The following is a 22733-nucleotide window of genomic DNA, read 5'->3' on the forward strand; positions in this document are numbered from 1 at the left end:
CGATGGACACCTTTGTCCTTGGCTGTATCCTTCCCACTACTAGGGCGGATTAGGGACTTTCACCCATTAGAAAACGTGCGCCGCAAGGCGCACTGCAAAAAAACACCAGATTCAAAAATGAATCTGGTGTAAATTAATATAAATTATATATGATTATGCTCTTGAAAGATATTCGCCTGTACGTGTATCAATCTTGATTGTATCACCCTGGTTAACGAATAATGGAACATTAATCTTAGCGCCTGTTTCAAGGATAGCTGGCTTTGTAGCACCTGTAGCTGTATCACCCTTAACGCCTGGTTCTGATTCTGTAATTAAAAGCTCAACTGTAATAGGTGGCTCAATTGAGAATACATTACCTTCATGTGAACATAGCTTAACTAATTCATTCTCCTTAACGAACTTAAGTGAATCACCAACATTCTCCTTAGATAAAGCGATCTGATCATATGTTTCTGTATTCATGAAGTAGAATAAATCTCCATCAGCGTAAAGATACTGATATTCCTTCTTCTCGATATGAGCTAAATCAAATTTTTCTGTTGGTCTGAAAGACTTTTCAACAACACCACCAGAAACGATATTCTTTAACTTTGTTCTAACAAAAGCTGCGCCCTTACCTGGCTTTACATGCTGGAATTCAATAATCTGCCAAATGTTTCCATCCATCTGAATTGTAATACCATTCTTAAAATCACCTGCTGTAACCATGCTTGGTAAACCTCCTAAATAAAATCAATCATATTATCTGTTAAAAATAATCTATAAATCTTAGAAAAGATTTCCCCTCCTAAGATACGCAATAACCTTATTAATTTTATACTAATAGTCGGCATTTGGCAACTATTTTTTCTTAACCAAATCCACAATAGCCTCTAGAGCTAACAAATATCCATTTAATCCAAGACCAACAATTTGACCAACACATGTTGGTGCTGTTACGCTTGTATGTCTAAATTCTTCTCTTTTATGAATATTAGAAATATGCACTTCTATCTTAGGAATCTGCTCAACTGATGATAGAGCATCTCTAATTGCATATGAGTAATGTGTATAAGCTCCAGGATTTATTACTATTCCATCAACCTTCTCATAGAAAGCCTCCTGAATCTTATCTATTATTTCTCCTTCATGATTTGACTGAAAAACTTCCACATCAATGCCTAAATTCTGTGCTTTATTTTCAATCATAGATACTAAAGAATCGTAGTTATTCTCGCCATAAATACCTTTTTCTCTTATTCCTAAAAAATTAATATTAGGTCCATTAATTACTAAAATCTTCATTAATTTATCACCTTTCAATCTCTTTATACATTCTATCCATATTGCCATCATTAGTATTTACAATAACTGTAGCCGCTGTTCTATAGATATCTTCTCTTCTTGCCATTAAATCATCTATTTTATCGCTTAAATTAGAGCCTTTAAGTAAAGGTCTATTAGTATCATTAGCTAATCGTTTCATTAGTTCAGCCTTTGAAGTTTCAAGATAAACTACTTTTCCCATAGATTTTAAAATCCTAACATTCTCCTCTTTAACAGCTAAGCCGCCACCAACAGAAATTACTGTATTGTTAAGACTTTTACTTAATTCCTTAATAGTGCTTGTCTCAAGGTCTCTAAAGTATTTTTCTCCATCCTTTTCAAAAATCTCATTAATAGTTCTATGCTCTTTCTTTTCTATTAATTCGTCTGTATCTATAAAATCCATATTTTTATTTTTGCTAATCCATTTACCAAAAGTTGTCTTACCACTTCCCATAAATCCTATAAGAATAATATTTCCTGCCATGTTAGCCTGCATTTTTTCATAAATGAATTGACTACTGCTTTGTGAAATTTGGCTCCCAGACCACAATTCATAGGCGCATATAGCTTGATATAGAAGCATTTTTAATCCGTTGTAGCTTTTAACTCCTGCCCTATTACAAGCCTTCATAAAGGCGGTATTAGCTGGGTTATAAATTATATCAACTCCTACTTCTAGCTTCTTATAAAAGGCTTCATCACTAATAATTACATCTTCTACATTAGGATATAAGCCAACACTTGAGCACTGAATACATATGCAATCATCCTCATCAATCTTAGTATAATCACTAAGCTTAAGAGCTTTAACCAGATCCTTTTTAAAATAACTATTAACTGCCTCTTTTATGGACTCTGCCTTATTAATTGTACGATTTAATACATAAACTTTCTTAGCATTTCTACTAGCACATAAAAAAGCTATAGCTCTTGCAGCTCCTCCTGCTCCAAGAATTATACATGTCCTATTAGATAATGTTATCCCTTCATCCATTAACTCTCTTTCAAGTCCTAGGATATCTGTATTATATCCTTTAAATCCATCATCAGTTCTAACCAAGGTATTTACTGCCCCTATAGCCTTTGCTAATGGATCAATACTAGTAAGATAGTCAATTACCTCTGATTTGTAAGGTACCGTTACATTTAAACCTAATACATTTAATGCATAGGCTCCCCTAATAGCATCAGCCACACCATTTTTTTCTACCTTAAAAGTTGTATAAACATAGTCATCCTCATTAAGACTAGCCAAGGTATTGTGAATTAGTGGCGATATTGAATGCTCCACCGGGTTTCCTATAAGTCCTAAAACTCTAGTTGTTCCCTTTACTTCTTTCATTTTCCTTCTTCCTTTTAAACCTTTTGTAAGACCTAAGAACAATCCATTCAAGTCTTCTTTTTAATACTATCTGAATCTCTTCATGCTTTGCAATAGGTTTTACTAAAATCGAATAAATACCTGCTCTATTGGCTCCCCAAACATCTGTAAAAATCTGATCTCCTACAAAAAATGTCTCATTAGTCTTAGTCTTCATAATGCTCATTGCTTTGTAATAATTTTTTGGATTAGGCTTTCCTGCCTTACTTACATATTTAGAGTCTGCAGCAATAGCTAGTGGCCTTACTCTTTCCTCATCATTATTAGAAATAATACATGTTTCAAATCCAATCTCATGTAATCTCTTAAATAAATTTTTGCATCTTTCATCAACTGGTGCATCATGTTCTACCAAGGTATTATCTATATCAAAGATAATGCCTCTATAACCTGCGTTATAGAGGCCCTCATAATCTATTTTGTAAGCAGAATCAATATACACATCTGGAAAAAACCTTTTTAACATAAAAACTCCTTGTATTACTTTGTTTGCTTACTTTAAAATCTTCTTAATCTCATCCATAAATGTATTAACATCCTTGAATTCTCGATATACTGACGCAAATCTAACGTAAGCAACCTCATCTGTATCTTTTAATTTATCCATTACAATTTCGCCAATTGTATTAGTTGAGATTTCTTTCTCACCCATATTAAATATTGTATTTTCAATTTCGTCAACCATGGAATTTATCTTAGACATTGAAACAGGTCTTTTATGACACGATCTAACTATACCTGCAACAATTTTTTCTCTATCATAAGGTTCTCTATTGTTGTCCTTTTTTATAACAATTAAGGGAAGGGTCTCAACCTTCTCATAGGTTGTAAATCTCTTGCCACAGACCTCACACTGACGACGTCTTCTAATTGAGCTATCATCTGTTGGTCTTGAATCAATTACTTTAGTATTGTCATTACCACAATAAGGACACTTCATATTTAACACCTCCAAGCCCTTTTATTAAATTAATTATAAATAAAATTAGAATTTTCGTCAAACTTTTTGTCCAAAAAAATGTATATTTTATACAAAAAACTATACACTTAACATTATTAGTTTTGTTAAAAAATTAACCTTGTGCTATTGAAAAAAAGCTGTTGTTGAATTAAAATTACAATAGATTGTTTTTATCCGTGACTTAATTACAATGGGGTTTTTATTTTCATGGGTACAATACTGCATTATTATTGGAGGAACACTATGAGTAAAAAATATGTAGCATATGTTGGAACATACACACAAGAAAAAAGTAAAGGCATTCATATATATGACTTAGATGTTGATAATGGACGCATTGAAGAAAGAGATGAAATCGAAATTGATAATCCATCTTATGTTACTACATCAAGTGATAAAAAATTCTTATATTCAATTTGTGACCAAGGTGTAACTTCTTTCAAGATCTTAGAAGATGGCTCACTAAAGAAGCTAAATACTGCTTCTATTAACGGCATGAGAGGATGTTGCATAGTTGTTACTAAGGACAATAAATTCCTTATTGTTTCTGGTTACCATGATGGTAAGATTACAGTTCTTAAGATTAAGGCTGATGGCTCTATTGGTGCCATTGCTGATGAAGTATTTCATAAGGGTATGGGTAGCATTGCAGAACGTAATTCTAGACCACATATTAGCTCTTTATCATTTACTCCTGATGAAGATTTATTATGTGCTTGTGATTTAGGTATTGATCAGATTAAATTATATGAATTCAATCATAAAACTGGTAAAATTAAGCTCTATGATATTATTCGTTCTCAACAAGAATCTGCACCTCGTCAGATTTTATTTAGTGAAGATGGTCGATTTGCTTATGTTGTATGTGAACTTAAAAATTATATTAATGTTTATTCATACGACAAGAATTCAGATAAGAACAGATTTGAATTAATCCAGAATATCTTTACAGTACGTAAGGATCACAAATCTAACAGTGCAGCAGCTTATATTAAATTTACTAATTCTGGTAAGAATTTACTTTGCTCTAATGCAGGTGATGACACACTTACTGTATACAGCGTAGATAAAAGATCTGGTAAATTATCAGCTCTTAACTCTCTTCCTGTAAGTGGTGAATATCCTAAATATGTTAATGTCTTCCCTGATGACAAGCATGTATTATGTATGAATAACGAGAATAACACAATTACTATTTTTACAGTTCACTATGATAAAGGTCTTATTGTTATGAATGGCAAACCAATTAAGGTTTCTCGTCCTAACAATATGGAAATCGTTGCACTAGACTAAGAATAACTAGCAAGAATACTTAACTACAACTATAAGAATCAAAGTTCCCCTATGGGAATTTTGATTCTTTTTTGTATTTTTTTTAAATTTTGATTGATTATTGTAAAAATTAATAGTAGAATATTGAAGATTAAGAAATCAATAACACTATAATAACTTTTGGAGGCAATATGAAACATTTACTTAGTCCGCTAGATTTAAGTTTAGAAGAACTTGATAACTTACTTGATTTAGCTAGAGATATTTCTCACAACCCAGATAAGTATTCTAAACGTTGTGAAGGCAAAAAATTAGCAACTCTTTTCTATGAACCTAGTACAAGAACCCGATTAAGTTTTGAAGCTGCGATGCTTAACTTAGGAGGGTCTGTATTAGGTTTTTCTTCTGCCAATTCCTCATCGGCATCTAAAGGCGAAAGTGTTGCAGATACAATTAGAGTAATTTCTTGTTATGCAGATATAGCTGCTATGAGACATCCAAAGGAAGGTGCACCGATGGTTGCTGCTTCTGTTTCTAGAATTCCTGTTATTAATGCAGGTGATGGTGGTCATCAGCATCCTACACAAACTCTTACAGATTTAATGACAATTAGAGAACTTGGTGGTTCCTTAAACAATTTCACTATTGGCCTTTGTGGCGATCTTAAATTTGGACGTACTGTTCATTCACTTATTAGTTCATTGGTTAGATATTCTAACATCAAATTCGTTCTTATTTCTCCTAAAGAACTTAGAATTCCAGATTATATTAGAGATGATGTTTTAAAAGCAAATAACTGTGATTTCGTTGAAGTTGAAAGCTTAGATGAAGTTATGCCAGAACTTGACTTCTTATATATGACAAGAGTTCAAAGAGAAAGATTCTTCTCTGAAGATGAATACTTAAGAATGAAAGGTTTCTATGTACTTGATAAGGCTAAGATGGCTATGGCTAAGGAAAGCATGTATGTATTACACCCACTTCCAAGAGTTAACGAAATCTCAGTAGAAGTTGATGATGATCCAAGAGCTGCATACTTTAAACAGGCAAAATACGGTGTATATGTAAGAATGGCTCTTATCCTTACACTTCTAGGACTTGACAAGTAAAATTTACACACATATATAAGCTAAATATATCAATTAATAGGTAAAGAATAAGACATTAGCTAATGTAGTCGGGTTTTAGCACAATCTTATGCTTTTACTTACACAAAAAGGAGATCATTATGTTAAACGTTGGACAGTTAAACGAAGGTTTCGTTCTTGACCACATTGAAGCTGGTAAAGCAATGGAAATCTATAATAAATTAGGACTTGGCTTACTTGATTGTCAGGTTGCCATTATTAAAAATGCTCGTTCTAATAAAATGGGTAAAAAAGATATTATTAAGATTGAGGGTGGCCTTGATTTAGTTGATCTTGATGCCTTAGGCTTTATTGATCACTCTATAACAGTTAATGTTATAAAGGATGGAGAAATCGTTGAAAAGAAGACTCTTTCTCTTCCTAAGGAAATTACTAACATAATCTTTTGTAATAATCCACGTTGTATTACATCAATTGAACAGGGATTAAAGCATGTATTTTTCTTAGCTGATGAAGAAAAGCAGGTTTATAGATGCAAGTATTGTGAAGAAAAATATAATAGATAAAAAACAAAAAGCACCTCTACGAGGTGCTTTTTATATATTATTAAGAGCAAAACTATAAGCCGGGTTATGTCGAATTACTTCGTGATGATCATCTATCTAGTCCTACTGTTACCAATAGGCTCAAGCGACCTACCTAAAACACGTCGGGCAAACGTATTGTTTTTACTCGGTCTTGCTTCGGATGGGGTTTACATAGCCAATGTTGTTACCAACAAAGCGGTGGTCTCTTAAGCCACCTTTCCACCCTTACCATTGCTGGCGGTATATTTCTGTTGCACTAGCCTTGGAGTCGCCTCCACCGGACGTTATCCGGCATCCTGCCCTATGAAGCCCGGACTTTCCTCACCTACTCCCTTTCGAGATTGTAGCCGCGATCATCTGTCTTACTCCATAATAAATCTTAAATTATCTCTTACGCTCCTTATGGAAGCTCTCGCATTAGAATTGCCCTTGGCAATCTGCTCGAGCCTACATGGCAACTGCTTCGCAGTTGTCACAACTATTAAGAAACGCACTTAGATTCATAAACTAACTGGTATACATCAATCTTAAATTGATCTTCACTTGTAATACCAATGAATCTACAACCATAAGTTGTCTCTGGTTCGCCTAAATTCTCCATACGTACAATTTCGATAATAGCCTCAAAGCATTCTTTATTATCTAATGTAATAATTGTATCGTGGTAAGTATTTAGCTTAAAGTTCCTGTCTGACTTAAACGCTATTCCATCTCTAGAGATATTAAGTGTATTAACAGCAACTGCTCTACCAGAAATTCCTGTAACAAAATTGTCCCCTAATTGTTTCAATGAAATAACCACGTCGATGTCAGTCCTCTTAGACTTTCTTCTCTCAACCATCTACGTTACCTCCATATTGTCCTCTCTACTTTATATTATTTTAACATTGAAAAGAAATTTAAACAATACAAATTTATGTACTTTTGTTATTTAAAATATAATTTATTAGTTTATTTCATTATCTGTGATAAACATTGCATCACCAAAACTAAAGAATCTATATTTTTCTTTAACAGCTTCCTTATATGCATTAAGAATATTCTCTCTGCCTGCAAGAGCTGATACAAGCATAACTAAAGTTGATTCTGGTAAATGGAAGTTAGTTATAAGACAATCTACTGTCTTAAATTTATATCCAGGATAAATAAAAATATCTGTCCATCCTGTCTTAGCTGGTACATTACCATCTTCATCTGCTACCGATTCAATTGTTCTTGTAGAAGTTGTACCAACACAAATAATACGACCACCGTTTTTTCTAGTCTCATTAATTGTATTAGCTGCTTCTTCGCTTACCATATAGAATTCAGAATGCATATGGTGTTCTTGAATATTCTCAACCTTAACCGGTCTAAATGTACCTAAACCTACATGAAGAGTTACCCTTGCTATCTTAACACCCTTTTGTTCAATAGCTTCTAATAATTCCTTAGTAAAATGTAATCCTGCTGTAGGTGCTGCAGCTGAGCCTTTATGTGTTGCATAAACTGTCTGATATCTATCCTTATCTTCAAGCTTATGTGTAATATATGGTGGAAGTGGCATCTGTCCTAATTCATCAAGAATCTCTTCAAAAATACCATCATACTCGAATTGAATTATTCTGTTGCCATCATCAACAATATCTTTAACTTCAGCAACAAGCTTACCATCACCAAAGCTGATTCTAGCCCCAACCTTAGCTTTTTTACCAGGCTTTACAAGAACTTCCCATGTATCCTTTAAATCCTCTTTACGCTTAAGTAAGAGTACTTCAATACCTGCTCCTGTGCCTTCCTTCTCGCCATAAAGTCTTGCTGGAATAACCTTAGTATCATTAATTACAAGACAATCACCAGGATTAAGATAATCAATAATATCCCTAAAAATCTTATGTTCTAACTTACCTGTTTCTTTATTAAGAACCATAAGTCTTGAAGATGATCTGTCTGAAAGCGGATCCTGTGCAATTAACTCCTCTGGTAAATCATAATCAAAATCATGTAAATCCATAAAACACCTTTAAACATAACCAACGCGGTTATGCCCTTTCTTAGTCAAAAACTAACTTCGGGAAGTTAATTGTTGCAATTACTTTGTAATTGCAATGCAGCCTTGCGTGGCCGAAGGCACTATAATCGCAAGGTTCAAAATACTCCCCGAAGTTAATATATTATATCTATTTCTTACAGAAATCAAGCTAATATTTAATTAAGCTCTAAGTTCTACACCTAAATTGCTTAAATCTGCTAAGATTTTTTCCATAACTGGTGTAATATCCTTGTCTTCAAGGGTTCTGTCATTAGCTCTAAATGAAATAGAATATGCTACTGACTTGAATCCTTCCTTAATCTGGCTACCTTCATAGATATCAAATAAATTGTAATTCTCTACTAACTTGCCGCCACGCTTAGCAATAATAGCTTCAACATCACCAACTGGCATAGACTTTGGCATTACCATACTTAAATCTCTTGTTACAGCTGGGAATTTAGCAATTCCAGTGTATTTAATATCGAAGTTTGCAAGTTCTGTAACAACAGGCATATCTAATACTGCAACATATGCTCTATCACCAATTCCATAATTATTTAATACTGTAGGATGAACCTCACCTAAATAACCAAGAACCTTACCATCTAAACTAATTTCAGCCTGTCTACCTGGATGTAAGAAATTCTTCTTAGCATCAGCATTATATGTTAACTTATCATCAATACCAATTTCGCTTAAGAATTCTTCAACAACACCCTTCATAGAGAAGAAATCAACGTTACCAAATGAACCAAGTGTAAACTGTACTCTTTCATCTGGAAGATCATTCTCTGTTGGAAGATAAATCTTAGCAAGTTCAAATAACTTAACGTCCTTATTACGTCTGTTATAGTTAGTTGAAAGGCTATTAAGCATACCATTTAGTGGAAGTGTTCTCATAATTGAGAAATCTTCTCCTAAAGGATTAGAAATTACGATTGTCTTACGTAATACATCATCCTTATCAAGCATTAATTTATCAAATACCTTAGGACTTTCAAATGAATATGTCATAGCTTCTGAGAAACCTGCAAACTTAGCGATTCTTGCAGCTTCTAATTCAACTTCCTGCTTAAATGAAATCTTACCCATAGTTGTTGCACCATGAGGAAGTGTTGTAGGAATGTTGTCATAACCAAAGAATCTAGCAACTTCTTCAGCAATATCAGCATTTCTAAGTAAATCCTGTCTAAATGTAGGAATAATAAGTTCATTGCTGTCCTTATCATATTCAATTTCAAGTCTCTTAAAATATGTCATCATGTCATCAACTGACACATCAGTACCAAGTAAAGCATTGATTTTTTCTGGTTCAAATGCAATTCTCTTTCTTTCTACCTTCTCTGGGTAAATATCAATTGCACCACCAACTACAACACCAGCACCAAGCTCTTCAATAAGCTGGCAAGCTCTATCCATTGCTGCCATAGCATTCTCTGGATCAAGACCCTTCTCAAACTTACCAGAAGCATCAGTACGAAGACCTACTCTCTTAGCTGACTTTCTAATATTAGTTCCATCAAATGTAGCAGCCTCAAAAAGCATTGTCTTAACATCATCAGTAATCATTGAGTTCTCTCCACCCATAATACCAGCAATGCCAATAGACTTCTTGCCATCATTAATCATAAGAACTTCTGAATCAAGATTTCTTTCCTGACCATCTAAAGTAACAAACTTTTCTCCATCCTTAGCTCTTGCAACAACTATCTTTCTATCTTCAATAGTATCAAGATCATATGCATGCATTGGCTGACCATATTCTTCCATAACGTAGTTTGTAATATCTACGATATTATTAATAGGTCTAATTCCAGCTGTCATAAGTCTCTGTCTCATCCACTCTGGTGATGGAGCAATCTTAATATCCTTTACAACTCTAGCTGTATAACGCTTGCAAAGATCATTATCCTTAACTTCAACCTTAATATAATCGTTAACGTCCTCATGGTTACCAGTCTTAGTAACAACAGGAGCCTTAAATTCCTTCTTAAATGTAGCTGCTGCTTCTCTTGCAATACCAATTACACTATAACAATCTACTCTGTTATTAGTAATTTCATATTCGTAAACAACATCGTTAAGACCAAGGTAATCAATAGCTGATGAACCTACAACAGCATCATCACCTAAAATATAAATACCTTCTGAGTCAGCTGTTGGATAGAATTCTGATGATACACCAAGTTCTTCCATAGAACACATCATACCAAATGATTCAACGCCACGAAGCTTACCCTTCTTAATCTTAATACCATTCTCTGGTAATGGACCGCCATCGTGTCCACCTGCAACCTTACCGCCATCAAGTACTACTGGTACTTTCTGACCTGAGCTACCAACCTTAATATTAGGTGCACCAGTTACAATCTGTACTGTTTCACTACCTACATTAACCTGGCAAACTACTAATTTATTAGCATCTGGATGAGCCTCTACTGACTCAATCTGACCTACTACGATTTTTTCTAAGTTCTTATTATATCTTTCAAATCCCTCAACCTTAGTTCCTGAAAGTGTCATAGCATCACGGAATTCCTGATCAGTGCACTCAAGGCCTGGGACCATAGCTTTAATCCAATTTAAAGATGTATTCATGATTTAATCTCCCTTTTAGTTGCTTAAAATAGAAGCTCTCGCATTAGAATTGCCTTAGCAATCTGCTCGAGCCTACATGGCAACTGCTTCGCAGTTGTCACAACTCTTAAAATTGCTTTAAGAATCTTTCATCGTTCTCATATAAAAGTCTCATATCATCGATTTCGTACTTAAGAAGTGCGATTCTCTCTAAGCCGATACCGAAGGCGAAACCTGTGTATTTATCTTTATCAATACCACTCATTTCAAATACATGAGGATGAATCATACCGCAACCAAGGATTTCAATCCAGCCTTCACCCTTACACATACGACATCCCTTACCACCGCACTTAAAGCAGCTAACATCCATTTCAGCACTTGGTTCTGTAAATGGGAAGTGATGTGGTCTAAATTTAACTTTTGTTTCTGGTCCAAAGAGCTGCTTAGCAAATTCAGCTAATGTACCCTTAAGATCTGCGAATGTAATATTCTCATCAATTACCATACCCTCTACCTGATGGAAACATGGTGAATGAGTTGCATCTACTTCATCTGCTCTGTAAACTCTACCAGGACTAATCATCTTAATTGGAAGTTTACCTCTTTCCATTTCACGAACCTGAACTGAAGAAGTCTGTGTTCTAAGTAAAATCTTATCATCAATATAGAATGTATCCTGCTCATCCTTTGCTGGATGGTTAGCTGGAATGTTAAGTGCCTCGAAGTTATAATAATCATATTCAACTTCTGGGCCTTCAACTACTTCATAACCCATACCAATAAAGATCTTCTTAACTTCCTCTAGAGCTAATGTGTTAGGATGACTATGTCCAACATTATTCTTCTTAGCTGGAAGTGTAACATCAATAACCTCTGACTTTAATTTAGCTTCAAGAGCCTTGCTAGCTAAATTCTTCTTAGCATCCTCTAAAACTTCTTCAATTGCTGCTCTTGTTTCATTAACAATCTGACCAACCTTAGGTCTATCTTCTGGGGCAATATCCTTCATTCCCTTAAGTATTTCTGTAAGTTCACCCTTCTTACCTAAAAAGGCTACTCTGATATCATTTAATTTATCAAGAGAATCAGCTTCATTAATCTTAGCAAGCGCATTCTCTTTAAGCTTAACTAGTCTCTCGTTCATAATTACTCCTAAATTTAACGTAGTAGTGTTTACTGACCCTCTCCAAGGTCCAAAAAAACAATTCTTATTTTAACACAACTCCTAATTTTTTCAATAATATATCACTTTAAATTGTGACAACTACGCATTAGCACTTAAACTCTTCTCAAAATTTTCCACAACCTTTAGGGCTTCCTTTGCATATTCTGGATTTCTCTTGGTTATGTTCTTTATATTTACCTTAGCTTCCTTTACTCTCTTGTCGTTATATTCAATTTGAGTACGAAGCTTTTGTCTTCTAACACTTAATTTATGCCTTATTTCAACCATTTCTTTGGCATTTAATATGGCTCTTGCCTGGGATAACCATATATGAGAGTCATATAAATCCAATTTATCAAGAAGTTCCACCAATTCTTTTTCTGCTGCCGAAAGGGCTGCTGTCATTTCTACTAAATGCCTTTGCTCTTGTCTCATTATATTAAACAGCTTAAATTTCTCAGCTAATTCATATGAACTTGATACATCATATTTGCTATACTGATAATCAAGAGTATTTGCTGCATTAATGTATTTTATCTTAACCTTATTTAGAAGGGTTGTGGCTTTATTAATCTTATTTTCAACCACATAAACTTCTCTTTCTGTCTTTCTAAGTAGGTAAAAAAGACTTAATGCTATCATAGCAGCAACTGCTGTAATTGTTACAAAAAGCATAGAATTAGCATCGTCCTCTAGTCGAATCATTGCAAAAATAAATGCAATAAATATTACAGCCATACAAATTATGGATGTGATTGAAAAACTTCTGATATTGATTTGTCGCTTTACAAGATTTCTTGCTTCATCCTTTAAACCAAGTCTTTCTCCTTCAAGCATTCTCATATCTCTTTTTACATTCTCATAATAATCTTCCTGGCTTCTAATATCATCAATAGCTTCAGGAATTTCTTTTTCAAGATTTTCCATACGTCTAAAGACATCCATTGGGAGCTGGTTTCCCATTCCTCTGCTTATTCTTCTATCAGTTGTAAGATTTTCCACTCTTTCTGCTGCATTTTCCACCTTAAGCCTTAGATTAGTTGGTGCCTCATCTATTTTTTTAGTATCCTCATAATACCTGGCAACAGTTTCATATTCCATCTTAGCCCTCTCCATAAATGTAGATGCTTCTTCCATTATTTCGCACTGGCTCTTTACATACATTTCCATATCCGATGGCATGAACTTATCAGTATTAACCTTATCTAATTCCTTAGGTTTTTTGGTAACATCTGGCAAATCTATTTCAAGCTTATCAACCTCTAAATCTACCTTACTGCTATCTATCTTTCTTAAAAGTTCCTTTTCTTCATCTTTCTTTGCATCAGTTAATAGATTATCTTCTTGATTAAAATCTATTCTTTTCTTTCCGTTCTTAATAAATAAAGAATCCTTACCTTCTACTAATTGTTCCTCTATTTCCTTTTCCTTAGTCTCTTCTGATTTAACTTTTTTCTCTGACATCTTCTCAACTGTCTTAATCAGGTTTTGAGCCTGTACACTATTAAGAAGCCTATCGTATTTTTCCTCTTCCTTTGAAAGAGTCTTCTTATTGACAATATTTTTTTCACGACCTGTTACGTCGCTATCTTTAGCTATTTTTTCTCCATTTTTATCAATATCAAAGCCTACAAAAAGTTTATCCATGGAAAGATTTGCTAAATTATCCTCAAAATCCTTTTCATCGCCCTCCTCTTTTAAAGGCTCATCTTCATAAACAAGATCTTCAAGATTATCCAAATCATATTCTTCATCCATGCTTTTCTTTATAAATTTAAAAATCCCCATATGCCCTCCAATTAATCACTAGAAGTAGCTACTACATACTCACTTTTCCATTTATTCAAAATGTCGGATATTTTCATATTAAATTCTGAAATCTTACCTTCTTCTCTTAATTTAAAAGCATCCTCAATTTCCTTAAAATCATCAGTAAATCTGGCATTATCCATAAGAGTCTCAAGTTCACTTCTTACCACATATTCATCTTCATTTATGTCCATATTTTCCACATTACTGTGTGACTGTAACATATTCTGACATGCAATAAGCATTCGCTTTGTTTCCTCATGCTGACTATATTTATAACTCTCCTTGAAATAAATAATGGCATTCTCATATAAAAACATCTTGGCATAAGAAACACCTAAGTTATGTAAAACTTTTCCATAAAAAATCGGTCCAAAATCTTCTAAAGAATATTTTTCTAATATCTTTAAATAGCACTTAATTGCGCTATAGTAACATTCATTAGATAGAAATGTATCTCCCATTTTCTTAAGTCTTTCATATGGAAATTGTTTACTTAATGTGTTTAATATTTGTCGTATTTTTTCAATTTCTTCAAGACTATAATAATCCACTGATTTAAGTATAGTTACTAGAATTTCTGCTAATCCAGCTTCATTTTCTTTCAAGTAAGAAAGTCTATTGGCAAGATTTTTCTCTCCTAATTCCTTCTCTATAAAAGCTATCATTTCTTCATCAATAAAATCGTTATCTATTAAATATATATTGTTGTAAATGTAGTAACACAACTCCTGGCTTGTAAAAATTCGTATCCCTGTACTTTTAATGTGATAGGGATTAGTTGCCATCTTGCCCCTACATAATATTAGTCCGCTCATAAACTACCTCTTATATTGCAAAATCTAGATCTTTATATATGACTTTTCCAGATGATCTATAAAAATCTCCAAATCCCAAATCTTTAACTACAATTTGGCATCTACTATTTGAGAAAAACTTTATATTAAGTGATATTCTTGTAGTTTTTCCCTCCCTTAGCGGAAAATCAGAAAGATCAATAACTTCGTCATCAAATCTATTATCCGCTGTTAGAATTTTTAGATTAATCTGTCTTATATCATCTAATATAAAATCAACAGTTCTCTCTGCCATAAACCAGTTAGAACCTGGCTTTACAAGTCTAAACCTCTTATCCTTACCAAACTCTTTAATATCTAGTTCTATTCCAACCATTATTCTTTCCTTAGAAAGCAATACAGTATTATCGAAGACTTTCGGTTTTAAGTTCTCAAGGGCGCAATAACAAGCCCCCTTTGTATATAAGTTTTGACCTATAAATGCCTTCTTTCTACAAACAATTTGTTTTGTAAACTTCTGTGGTAGATTATTTACATTAAAGCCCTTGCCAGTTAAATAAATAGCAGATATAGCTCTTTTTTCCAAAAAATCATTTAAGGTTTGACAAAGTTCTTCATCTATATCATCTAGAGTTTTTTCACCATAAATAACCGAATCAAATTCTGGAGAATTAAAATGCTTACGCTCTTCAATAATATAGTCTATATTATGTACTCTCTTAGACATTAATCTACACATTTCTATGCCATCTTCTCTAAAGTCCATAAGACCTACACCGCCAAGATATAGCTCCTTTTTTTGAAGATATGCATAATATGCAAAGCTTTCTGCATCTGAAATAACTTCCCACTTATATGAGTCTAAATCTAAATTAGAAAGAGCAATTTTTATTGCCTCAAGTGTTTCAATCTTATAATCATGAACGCAGACGCTTATACTATCAACCTTTGATATATCTGTTTTTATTCTTACACTTTCTACTATATCCTTAAAAGTCTCTGTTAAGGTCTTATATGTATTAGGTGCAAACTCATCCTTTTCTTCTATCATTTCTTTTAAAGTACAGCCAAAAAAAGTTTCTTGCCTGTCATCATATTCCATTTGAATAACATCCTCATAGGAATAATCATAATAACTAACCATGGCGCTATCTTCTCTTAAATCAACGCCTATAATTAATCCTGTATTTGTTTCATTATTTACTAAACTATCCATATTTTAGTCCCTTCGCATGCTAAAAGTTGAATCTACAACATACTTTTCGACACAATACCCGCTCATTACTTCCCTAAGGGTCATATAATCCTTAAGATTAGCACTTGCAAAGCAATCATTTAATTCATCATATCTACCTCTGTTAGATGAATTCATTAGGTCATCAAAGTCCATTGCATTTTCTTGTGTTTTATATGGATTCTTACCATCATCAACTATATAATAATACTTAACTTCGTCTCCAAAAAACAAATTTAATTTGAACGTAAATAATCCGAAGCTAGTTTTTTTCATAATTTCTGTATGTTCCTCGCCACCATTAATTACATAATTAATAAAGCACTTGCAATCTGGACTTGCAACATACTCAAAATTAGTGCTTCCGATTATATTATATGGCAAAATCAAGTATTTTGATAAAGCATCATAGAAAGACAAATAGATTTCTTTTTTACATAAATAATCTAATGCAATTCTACTTATCTTTTTTCTATATTCATCCTGTAATACATCTGGTTTTCTTGCTACATCCTTTAAATATGCCACATAACAAATATCAGCTATGCCTACCTTTTCTTCTATACATTTTTCAAAAACCCTGTAAACTACTTCATTGGATTTTTTACCCTTTACTACATATAGAAAGGCATTATAAGCTAAATAGGCTTTAACTAGCAACTTTATACCATTGGTATTATAATAGTCCACAAAAATTTCAGTTAATCGACCATTATGTACTCTACTAAACATCATCTGTGACAAGGTTCTTTCAGATAATAAAGTTACATCTAAGCCAAATTTTTTACATGACTTCCACAATTTATAAAGTTCTTCATTAGTACCATTAAAATTTACTATCATGTACTTAAGCATATTTTCATTATAAACTCTGTTAGTAAAAAGATATGTTGTAACATAATCAACCCATGTATTAGCTACCATATCAAATTTAGCAATCATAGCATCACAAAGGCCAAGTAATCTTGCTGGCCTAATGCCACTAAATCCGTACTTTCTGCCAAGATTAAAGGCTTCATCATAAAGCTTATTATTAATCATTATTTCCATCAAGCCTATGCCATCTTTAAAGGAAAGATCATCCTTTATTAATATATCTAGTACCGCAGTTACATTATCAATTTCATTTTGTGAAGCATAGTATTTAATTAACCATGAATTAATCTGTAATTTATAATTCCTATCAAAAATAGGATTGGTAATTATATACTTGTAACCACCTATTACATCTGGATTAATCAATCCTCTCTTGTGACAAACTAGTGCCCAATTAATCATAAAGCCTTCATTTGAAATCTCATAATTTCTTAATTGTTCATCTTTAATTATATCAGGCATTAATTGTGTAACTGTATATAAAAAGCCTTCCTTTCTAATAACTCCGTCATTACATAAAAAGGCAATAGCACAGTCATCTGTATAAATAGGAATATAACACTCCTTATTTTTTATTTCATAAAAATCAGCATTAGTCTTTTCCTTTAATTTGACAATAGCTCCTACAATTTTGTCGTCGTCAACCTTTACCTTATGTATAAATTTTAACTGGGATACAAAATCGCAATTCGCCTCATTTATAAGCTCATCTGTTAAAAACTCATTGTAAATAATGGACATATGCTCATTAACGAATCCCATTTTAAGCATTTCTTTGGCGAAATTCTCAATAATCTGTAGATACCAGTTATACTCTTCCTTATAAAATTCTTTATTATACACTATATTTCCATAAAGAAAAGCCTTATCTTCTCTTTGCATGTTATTATCATATAAAAAATACATAAGAACAGGCTTTGGAAATCTAATATCAAGAGATTTATTGCAACTTGATATATAATATTCATAAATTCTTGTAATTTTAAAGCCCTTAAGTATGGCAAGCTCAAAGTATTTGTTATTCTCATTTTCGTCAAGTCCTGCCCTAACCAAATGCTTTACAAGTGGGCATAAAATCTCATCAAAGTCATGAACACTATATAAGTACTTTAAAATCTCAATTTGCTCATTACTAGCGTATTTTAGCTCGTCAATTACACTTGCTATCTGCTTAGCAAGTCCTTCATGTATTGCATTATGTCTAATTCCAAAATTAACAACCTTTAATTCAAAATCATCCACTACTCTAAATAATTCTGGATGGAAATTAAAAATCTTAAGAGCTTCATAATACATTACAGGACTTGTACAGCCCTTCTTTATTATTTCTTTTAGTCTAATTAATCTTATACTTCTATTTTTCTCATTATCAGTATTTAAGTAAAACAAAATCCATAGAATTCGCCAAGACTTAGCCCCTGATTCATAAATTTGTGTAACCTGCTTTATTACCTTTTCAGTATAATCTCCTGATCTTATATAAAGGCTGTTAATATAAAGATAATAGCAATAAATTACTGGATCTGAGTTTATTGAAGCCAAGGCTTTTATCTTAACTTCTTCAATAATCTTACTACCTTCTTCATATTCTCTAGTCATTAGAAAACTTTGTGCTAGAGCTAATTTTAAAAATAAATCATCACTGCAATACTTATTACAATCATGTAGAATTTCTCTAACATGTCCCACAAAAATATCTTTTCTTGTAAGATTCATTCTGTAATCTAGATATTCCATTACAAGCTGTCTATAGGCATCTTTTTTGGCTCTGCTTATTTTTCTTTGCTTAGTTTCGCCCTCACTAACTTCCCTTTTACACTCAATTTCATATTCTAAATCCACATTAAAAGCAGTGACTTTTATTTTTGTATAATTTTTACCTCTATGAAGCTTTGAAGAATCTATAATATATTCTATTTCGCATAAATCTCCTGTAAAATCCTCTTGTGTAATGACATTTTTTGACAAAATTATAAAATCATCATTGCAGCTAATCTGCAACTTTAAGCTGCCCCATTCGTTTTTTCTAATAAAAAAACTATCCTTTACATCAGCTTTTAAATTCTCATAAATTTGTCCATTTTTTTCTAATTTAAATTCAATAGCTCTTTTCTTTTTTAATGATATTAAAAATTCTTCAATTGATTCTAATCCATGTTCCTTATTCTTAATAACATCGTAAAGATTGCAGGTTTTACTATCATTATCAAGAAAAATCTCCTTAAAATCTGGACTAAAAAAGATATCTAATGCTTCTTTGCTATTTCTTTGATAGACATTAGTAAAATGGAAGAGATTGCTAGCTTCTCCAATACTTGTATTAACAAATCTAGGCACACATTTAAAGTGAAATGGAATCTCAATTTCTCCATAGTCACTTATAATTGTGAATTTGCCCTCTAAAATGTCTTTTTTCTTCAATCCTCTTCCATCAACATTAAATCTTATTTCATTCTGCTTTCCAGCAAAGTCATTATCAATAATATGAACTCTTAAATCAGAGGAGTAAACAAGTCCCCTTGCTTCCTTGTTTGCCTTAATTATAAAACTACTACTAGTGGTTACTCCTAATTCCACATCACGAGTAACCACTCCTTCTTCTACAATTAACTTATTATCTTCAAAATTAAATTTTCCTCTAGCTAGACGATTATTGTTATCTCTCATTTTTTCTATCCCCTTAAATCAAGCCAAATTTTAATCCTCTATATAAAACTTCTCATCCTTATATTCATCCGGAAGATATTGCTGTTTGACATAATGTCCCTCATAATCATGTGGATATAAATATCCCACACCATGTCCAAGCTTAGCTGCTCCCTTATAGTGGGCATCCTGTAGGTGTGTAGGAACACTTACCTGCTTGTGAGTCTTTACAAAATCAAGAGCCTTATCAATAGCTAAATAACTTGCATTGCTCTTTGGAGCCTTAGCAACATAAATAGCTGCCTCTGATAAGATAATCCTTGCCTCTGGCATTCCTACTCTTTCAATAGCAAGACAAGCAGAAACCGCAACATTTAAAGCATTAGGATCTGCCATGCCCACATCTTCACTTGCACAAATCATAATTCTTCTTGCTATAAACTTAATATCCTCCCCAGCATAAAGCATTTTAGCAAGATAATACACAACTGCATCAGGGTCAGAACCCCTCATGCTCTTTATAAAAGCTGATATTGTATCATAGTGATTATCGCCTTCCCTATCATACCTTACAGCCCTTTTTTGTATACAGTTTTGTGCCACTTCTAAATCAATATGGATTTTTCCATCCTCTGATTTATCCGTTGTTAAAATACCAAGTTCAATGGCATTTAGTGCTGATCTTGCATCACCATTAGATATATCTGCTAGAAAATCTAGAGCATCCTCATCAATTTCTGCATTATATATTCCCATGCCTCTTTCTTCATCATAAACTGCCCTTTTTAGGATTTCTTTAATGTCATCCTTTTCAAGGGGTTTTAATTCAAAAATAATTGATCTTGATATTAAAGCCGCATTAACTTCAAAGTAAGGATTTTCTGTAGTTGCACCAACTAAGATCACTGTTCCATCTTCAACATATGGCAATAAGTAATCTTGCTGCCCCTTATTAAATCTATGAATCTCATCTATAAAAAGAATTGTCTTTTTACCATACATTGAAAGGTTATCCTTTGCCTCATTAATAACCTCTTCCATATCTTTTTTGCCTGCTATTGTGGCATTTATCTGTTTAAAATTAGCACTTGTTGTATTAGCTATAACCTTGGCAAGAGTTGTTTTTCCAGTTCCTGGAGGACCATAAAAAATAACCGAACTTAATTTATCTGCCTTTATTGCTCTATAAAGTAAAGTTCCCTTGCCAATTATATGTTTCTGACCTACTATTTCATCTAATGTCTTAGGTCTAAGACGCATTGCAAGAGGAGAATCCTTCTTGTCATTGTTTTGTCTCATATAATCAAATAAATCCATTTTACATTCCTTATTTCAATTTAGTTCCTAGCCAAAATTTCTTTATATCTCCTATATTATTAAGGCCGCTACCCTTCATTGTTGTAGTAAATAAAGTATTATTGCTTCCATAAAAATATAGGCTATTCTTATATTTTACCATTCCTGTGTTAGTGCTTAAATCATTACCTTCATATACCTTTATTGCTTTATTATTAGCCAGATTTAGGTAATATATTCCATTGTCCTTTATGTAAGAAACCGACCTTGTCGTATTGCCAACTAGACTTAAGCTTCCATCAAGAACTCCACTATCTAACACCTTTGTCTCGCCCTTTTTAATAAGAACCAATTCATTACTTGTATTAATAACTAACAATTCTTTTGAATTATTTAGGAAAATACTATTTCTTCCTGTTTTTATATCACAAAGATTTTCAAAATTTGATACGCTTCCATTAGAAATACTAGCACAATACACCGTGTTAGTATTTAGGGCATATACATAATTATTTGTTGCATCATAAACAAATTCCATATTAGAATCTGTTGATTTCATTAGCTGTATGGCTTTTTTAGTTTTTAAATCATATCTGTAATAAATAAAGCCAACAGTGTAAACAAAGCTGTCACACTTATCCCATTCGTTAACTAAATCAGCGCTATATGTATAGCAATTATTATAGTCTGAACTCATAGCAATTATATTAGTAACATTAATTCCAAGAGATGTGACCTTTCTAGTCTTATAATTATATTCACTCATCTCTCCATCGTTATTTACAAATATAACTAGGTTTTGGCTTGTATATACAAAATATTTGTTAACGTCCTCACTAAGTAAAGATGTGGTTATTTTACCATCATGAATATAGGCTAGATTTAAGGTCTTCTCACCCATTCCGCCTTCTTCATTTAGCACAACTGTTTCTGTATAAACCATTACACCGCTATCTAGTAAACATACAATTTCCTTTGATTTATCACTAGTTACAACTGTTTGTAATTCTCCATCTAAGTAAAGATCTATAGAATAATCTTGTGATTCTTCATCATAGTTTACAAAGCCCATATATTCGCCATTATTACTTGATAATTTCTGAATATTTTGTCCATTTAATTCAATGCCATCCATGCTATAAAATGTTTTGTCATCCTTTGCAAAAATTGCATCTGATTCCTCACAAACATACTTAGATTCTAAGTTAGTAACATTATATATCTTGTCATTGTAACTAAAGAAAAGTTCATAATTCTTTCTTGTAAATAATACAAAGCCTAAAATAGCAACAGCTACAATTATTACTAGAAGGCAAGCAAAAAATATTAATCGTCTAAAATTATATCTGCTAGCTCTTTTTCTAAATGTAACAGCTAAATTATTCTCTTTTCTTTTATTATTTTCCTCTGTATTTTTATTGGATTTCTTATTCTTACTATTAGACTTTGCGGTTTTAGAATTGGCTCTAATTTTGCCAACAAATCCATCTATTGCTCCAAGAACATCAAATTCTTTGTCTTCATTTTCTTTACCTTTATTATCTTGTCTACTACTAGTTGGTATATCAGTTTGTCTTAAGCGCCCTTCTTCGTAGGCCTTTTTTCTAGCTAAATAATCAGAATTATTAACCAAAATAACAGGACCATCACAATTTGGGCACTGCGCTCCCTCATATTCCTTGCCGCATTTTGGACAAAGCATAGTCTCACCTCAAC

At 32.7% G+C, this 22733-nt stretch carries 18 protein-coding genes and 1 other RNA gene; 3 read left to right on the forward strand and 16 right to left on the reverse strand.

Annotation, left to right across the window (positions count from 1 at the left end; genetic code table 11):
• Positions 1-153 precede the first annotated feature (153 nt).
• From efp to nrdR, 5 genes are all read right to left on the reverse strand, one after another.
• Positions 154-711 (reverse strand): elongation factor P, encoded by a 558-nt coding sequence (gene efp / locus T537_RS0109070; RefSeq protein WP_027437391.1) that lies wholly within the window; start codon positions 709-711, stop codon positions 154-156.
• Between the two features lie 132 nt (positions 712-843).
• On the reverse strand, positions 844-1287 hold the full coding sequence (gene aroQ / locus T537_RS0109075) for a type II 3-dehydroquinate dehydratase (protein ID WP_027437390.1): 444 nt from the start codon (positions 1285-1287) through the stop codon (positions 844-846).
• A 7-nt stretch (positions 1288-1294) separates the two neighbouring features.
• Positions 1295-2653: a shikimate dehydrogenase gene (gene aroE, locus T537_RS0109080; protein ID WP_031557409.1), complete on the reverse strand. Its 1359-nt coding sequence runs from the start codon at positions 2651-2653 to the stop codon at positions 1295-1297.
• Positions 2628-3158: a YqeG family HAD IIIA-type phosphatase gene (locus T537_RS0109085; RefSeq protein ID WP_031557410.1), complete on the reverse strand. Its 531-nt coding sequence runs from the start codon at positions 3156-3158 to the stop codon at positions 2628-2630. The genes aroE and T537_RS0109085 overlap by 26 nt, the downstream gene beginning before the upstream one ends.
• A gap of 27 nt (positions 3159-3185) precedes the next feature.
• Positions 3186-3632 (reverse strand): transcriptional regulator NrdR, encoded by a 447-nt coding sequence (gene nrdR, locus T537_RS0109090; protein ID WP_027437387.1) that lies wholly within the window; start codon positions 3630-3632, stop codon positions 3186-3188.
• Between the two features lie 264 nt (positions 3633-3896).
• On the opposite strand from nrdR, the gene T537_RS0109095 reads away from it, so the two are divergent.
• From T537_RS0109095 to T537_RS0109105, 3 genes are all read left to right on the forward strand, one after another.
• Complete coding sequence (locus tag T537_RS0109095) at positions 3897-4946, forward strand: lactonase family protein (RefSeq protein ID WP_031557412.1); 1050 nt, start codon at positions 3897-3899, stop codon at positions 4944-4946.
• A 170-nt stretch (positions 4947-5116) separates the two neighbouring features.
• Entirely contained in the window at positions 5117-6034 is a 918-nt protein-coding gene (pyrB, locus tag T537_RS0109100) for an aspartate carbamoyltransferase (RefSeq protein WP_031557415.1), read from the forward strand.
• Between the two features lie 119 nt (positions 6035-6153).
• A complete protein-coding gene (locus tag T537_RS0109105; RefSeq protein WP_031557417.1) occupies positions 6154-6579 on the forward strand; it encodes an aspartate carbamoyltransferase regulatory subunit in 426 nt (141 codons plus the stop codon).
• A gap of 39 nt (positions 6580-6618) precedes the next feature.
• On the opposite strand, the gene rnpB is transcribed toward T537_RS0109105, so the two are convergent.
• The 11 genes from rnpB to T537_RS0109155 all read right to left on the reverse strand — a co-directional run bounded on the left by rnpB (position 6619) and on the right by T537_RS0109155 (position 22719).
• Positions 6619-6969: RNase P RNA component class A (gene rnpB, locus T537_RS12510), an RNA gene on the reverse strand.
• 112 nt (positions 6970-7081) lie between these two features.
• The gene (locus T537_RS0109110; protein WP_031557419.1) at positions 7082-7441 is read right to left on the reverse strand and encodes a PilZ domain-containing protein; all 360 of its coding nucleotides are present in this window, start codon (positions 7439-7441) and stop codon (positions 7082-7084) included.
• A gap of 105 nt (positions 7442-7546) precedes the next feature.
• Positions 7547-8593, reverse strand: a complete 1047-nt coding sequence (gene queA, locus T537_RS0109115) for a tRNA preQ1(34) S-adenosylmethionine ribosyltransferase-isomerase QueA (protein WP_031557422.1) — start codon at positions 8591-8593, stop codon at positions 7547-7549.
• A gap of 198 nt (positions 8594-8791) precedes the next feature.
• The gene (pheT, locus tag T537_RS0109120) at positions 8792-11212 is read right to left on the reverse strand and encodes a phenylalanine--tRNA ligase subunit beta (RefSeq protein WP_031557424.1); all 2421 of its coding nucleotides are present in this window, start codon (positions 11210-11212) and stop codon (positions 8792-8794) included.
• 106 nt (positions 11213-11318) lie between these two features.
• Positions 11319-12338, reverse strand: a complete 1020-nt coding sequence (pheS, locus tag T537_RS0109125; RefSeq protein WP_031557427.1) for a phenylalanine--tRNA ligase subunit alpha — start codon at positions 12336-12338, stop codon at positions 11319-11321.
• A gap of 120 nt (positions 12339-12458) precedes the next feature.
• Positions 12459-14147, reverse strand: a complete 1689-nt coding sequence (locus T537_RS0109130) for an AAA family ATPase (RefSeq protein ID WP_031557429.1) — start codon at positions 14145-14147, stop codon at positions 12459-12461.
• A gap of 11 nt (positions 14148-14158) precedes the next feature.
• A complete protein-coding gene (locus tag T537_RS0109135) occupies positions 14159-14986 on the reverse strand; it encodes a hypothetical protein (RefSeq protein WP_031557431.1) in 828 nt (275 codons plus the stop codon).
• 10 nt (positions 14987-14996) lie between these two features.
• Positions 14997-16181: a DUF5716 family protein gene (locus T537_RS0109140; RefSeq protein WP_031557434.1), complete on the reverse strand. Its 1185-nt coding sequence runs from the start codon at positions 16179-16181 to the stop codon at positions 14997-14999.
• Positions 16182-16184: 3 nt separating this feature from the next.
• Positions 16185-19742, reverse strand: a complete 3558-nt coding sequence (locus T537_RS0109145) for a DUF5717 family protein (RefSeq protein ID WP_031557436.1) — start codon at positions 19740-19742, stop codon at positions 16185-16187.
• 30 nt (positions 19743-19772) lie between these two features.
• Positions 19773-21038, reverse strand: coding sequence for a replication-associated recombination protein A (locus tag T537_RS0109150; RefSeq protein WP_051554913.1), 1266 nt, complete (start codon positions 21036-21038; stop codon positions 19773-19775).
• 10 nt (positions 21039-21048) lie between these two features.
• Positions 21049-22719, reverse strand: a complete 1671-nt coding sequence (locus T537_RS0109155; protein WP_027437375.1) for a hypothetical protein — start codon at positions 22717-22719, stop codon at positions 21049-21051.
• Positions 22720-22733: the final 14 nt, after the last annotated feature.

The sequence above is a fragment of the Lachnospira multipara LB2003 genome (genome assembly GCF_000702205.1).
GTDB lineage: Bacteria > Bacillota > Clostridia > Lachnospirales > Lachnospiraceae > Lachnospira > Lachnospira multipara_A.

Coding starts and splice junctions, on each gene's coding strand:
- T537_RS0109085 (WP_031557410.1), bottom strand. CDS start 3,158: ATGTTAAAAAGGTTTTTTCCAGATGTGTATATTGATTCTGCTTACAAA.
- efp (WP_027437391.1), bottom strand. CDS start 711: ATGGTTACAGCAGGTGATTTTAAGAATGGTATTACAATTCAGATGGAT.
- T537_RS0109095 (WP_031557412.1), top strand. CDS start 3,897: ATGAGTAAAAAATATGTAGCATATGTTGGAACATACACACAAGAAAAA.
- T537_RS0109130 (WP_031557429.1), bottom strand. CDS start 14,147: ATGGGGATTTTTAAATTTATAAAGAAAAGCATGGATGAAGAATATGAT.
- pyrB (WP_031557415.1), top strand. CDS start 5,117: ATGAAACATTTACTTAGTCCGCTAGATTTAAGTTTAGAAGAACTTGAT.
- aroQ (WP_027437390.1), bottom strand. CDS start 1,287: ATGAAGATTTTAGTAATTAATGGACCTAATATTAATTTTTTAGGAATA.
- pheS (WP_031557427.1), bottom strand. CDS start 12,338: ATGAACGAGAGACTAGTTAAGCTTAAAGAGAATGCGCTTGCTAAGATT.
- T537_RS0109145 (WP_031557436.1), bottom strand. CDS start 19,742: ATGAGAGATAACAATAATCGTCTAGCTAGAGGAAAATTTAATTTTGAA.
- T537_RS0109105 (WP_031557417.1), top strand. CDS start 6,154: ATGTTAAACGTTGGACAGTTAAACGAAGGTTTCGTTCTTGACCACATT.
- aroE (WP_031557409.1), bottom strand. CDS start 2,653: ATGAAAGAAGTAAAGGGAACAACTAGAGTTTTAGGACTTATAGGAAAC.
- T537_RS0109140 (WP_031557434.1), bottom strand. CDS start 16,181: ATGGATAGTTTAGTAAATAATGAAACAAATACAGGATTAATTATAGGC.
- T537_RS0109110 (WP_031557419.1), bottom strand. CDS start 7,441: ATGGTTGAGAGAAGAAAGTCTAAGAGGACTGACATCGACGTGGTTATT.
- T537_RS0109135 (WP_031557431.1), bottom strand. CDS start 14,986: ATGAGCGGACTAATATTATGTAGGGGCAAGATGGCAACTAATCCCTAT.
- T537_RS0109150 (WP_051554913.1), bottom strand. CDS start 21,038: ATGGATTTATTTGATTATATGAGACAAAACAATGACAAGAAGGATTCT.
- nrdR (WP_027437387.1), bottom strand. CDS start 3,632: ATGAAGTGTCCTTATTGTGGTAATGACAATACTAAAGTAATTGATTCA.
- T537_RS0109155 (WP_027437375.1), bottom strand. CDS start 22,719: ATGCTTTGTCCAAAATGCGGCAAGGAATATGAGGGAGCGCAGTGCCCA.
- queA (WP_031557422.1), bottom strand. CDS start 8,593: ATGGATTTACATGATTTTGATTATGATTTACCAGAGGAGTTAATTGCA.
- pheT (WP_031557424.1), bottom strand. CDS start 11,212: ATGAATACATCTTTAAATTGGATTAAAGCTATGGTCCCAGGCCTTGAG.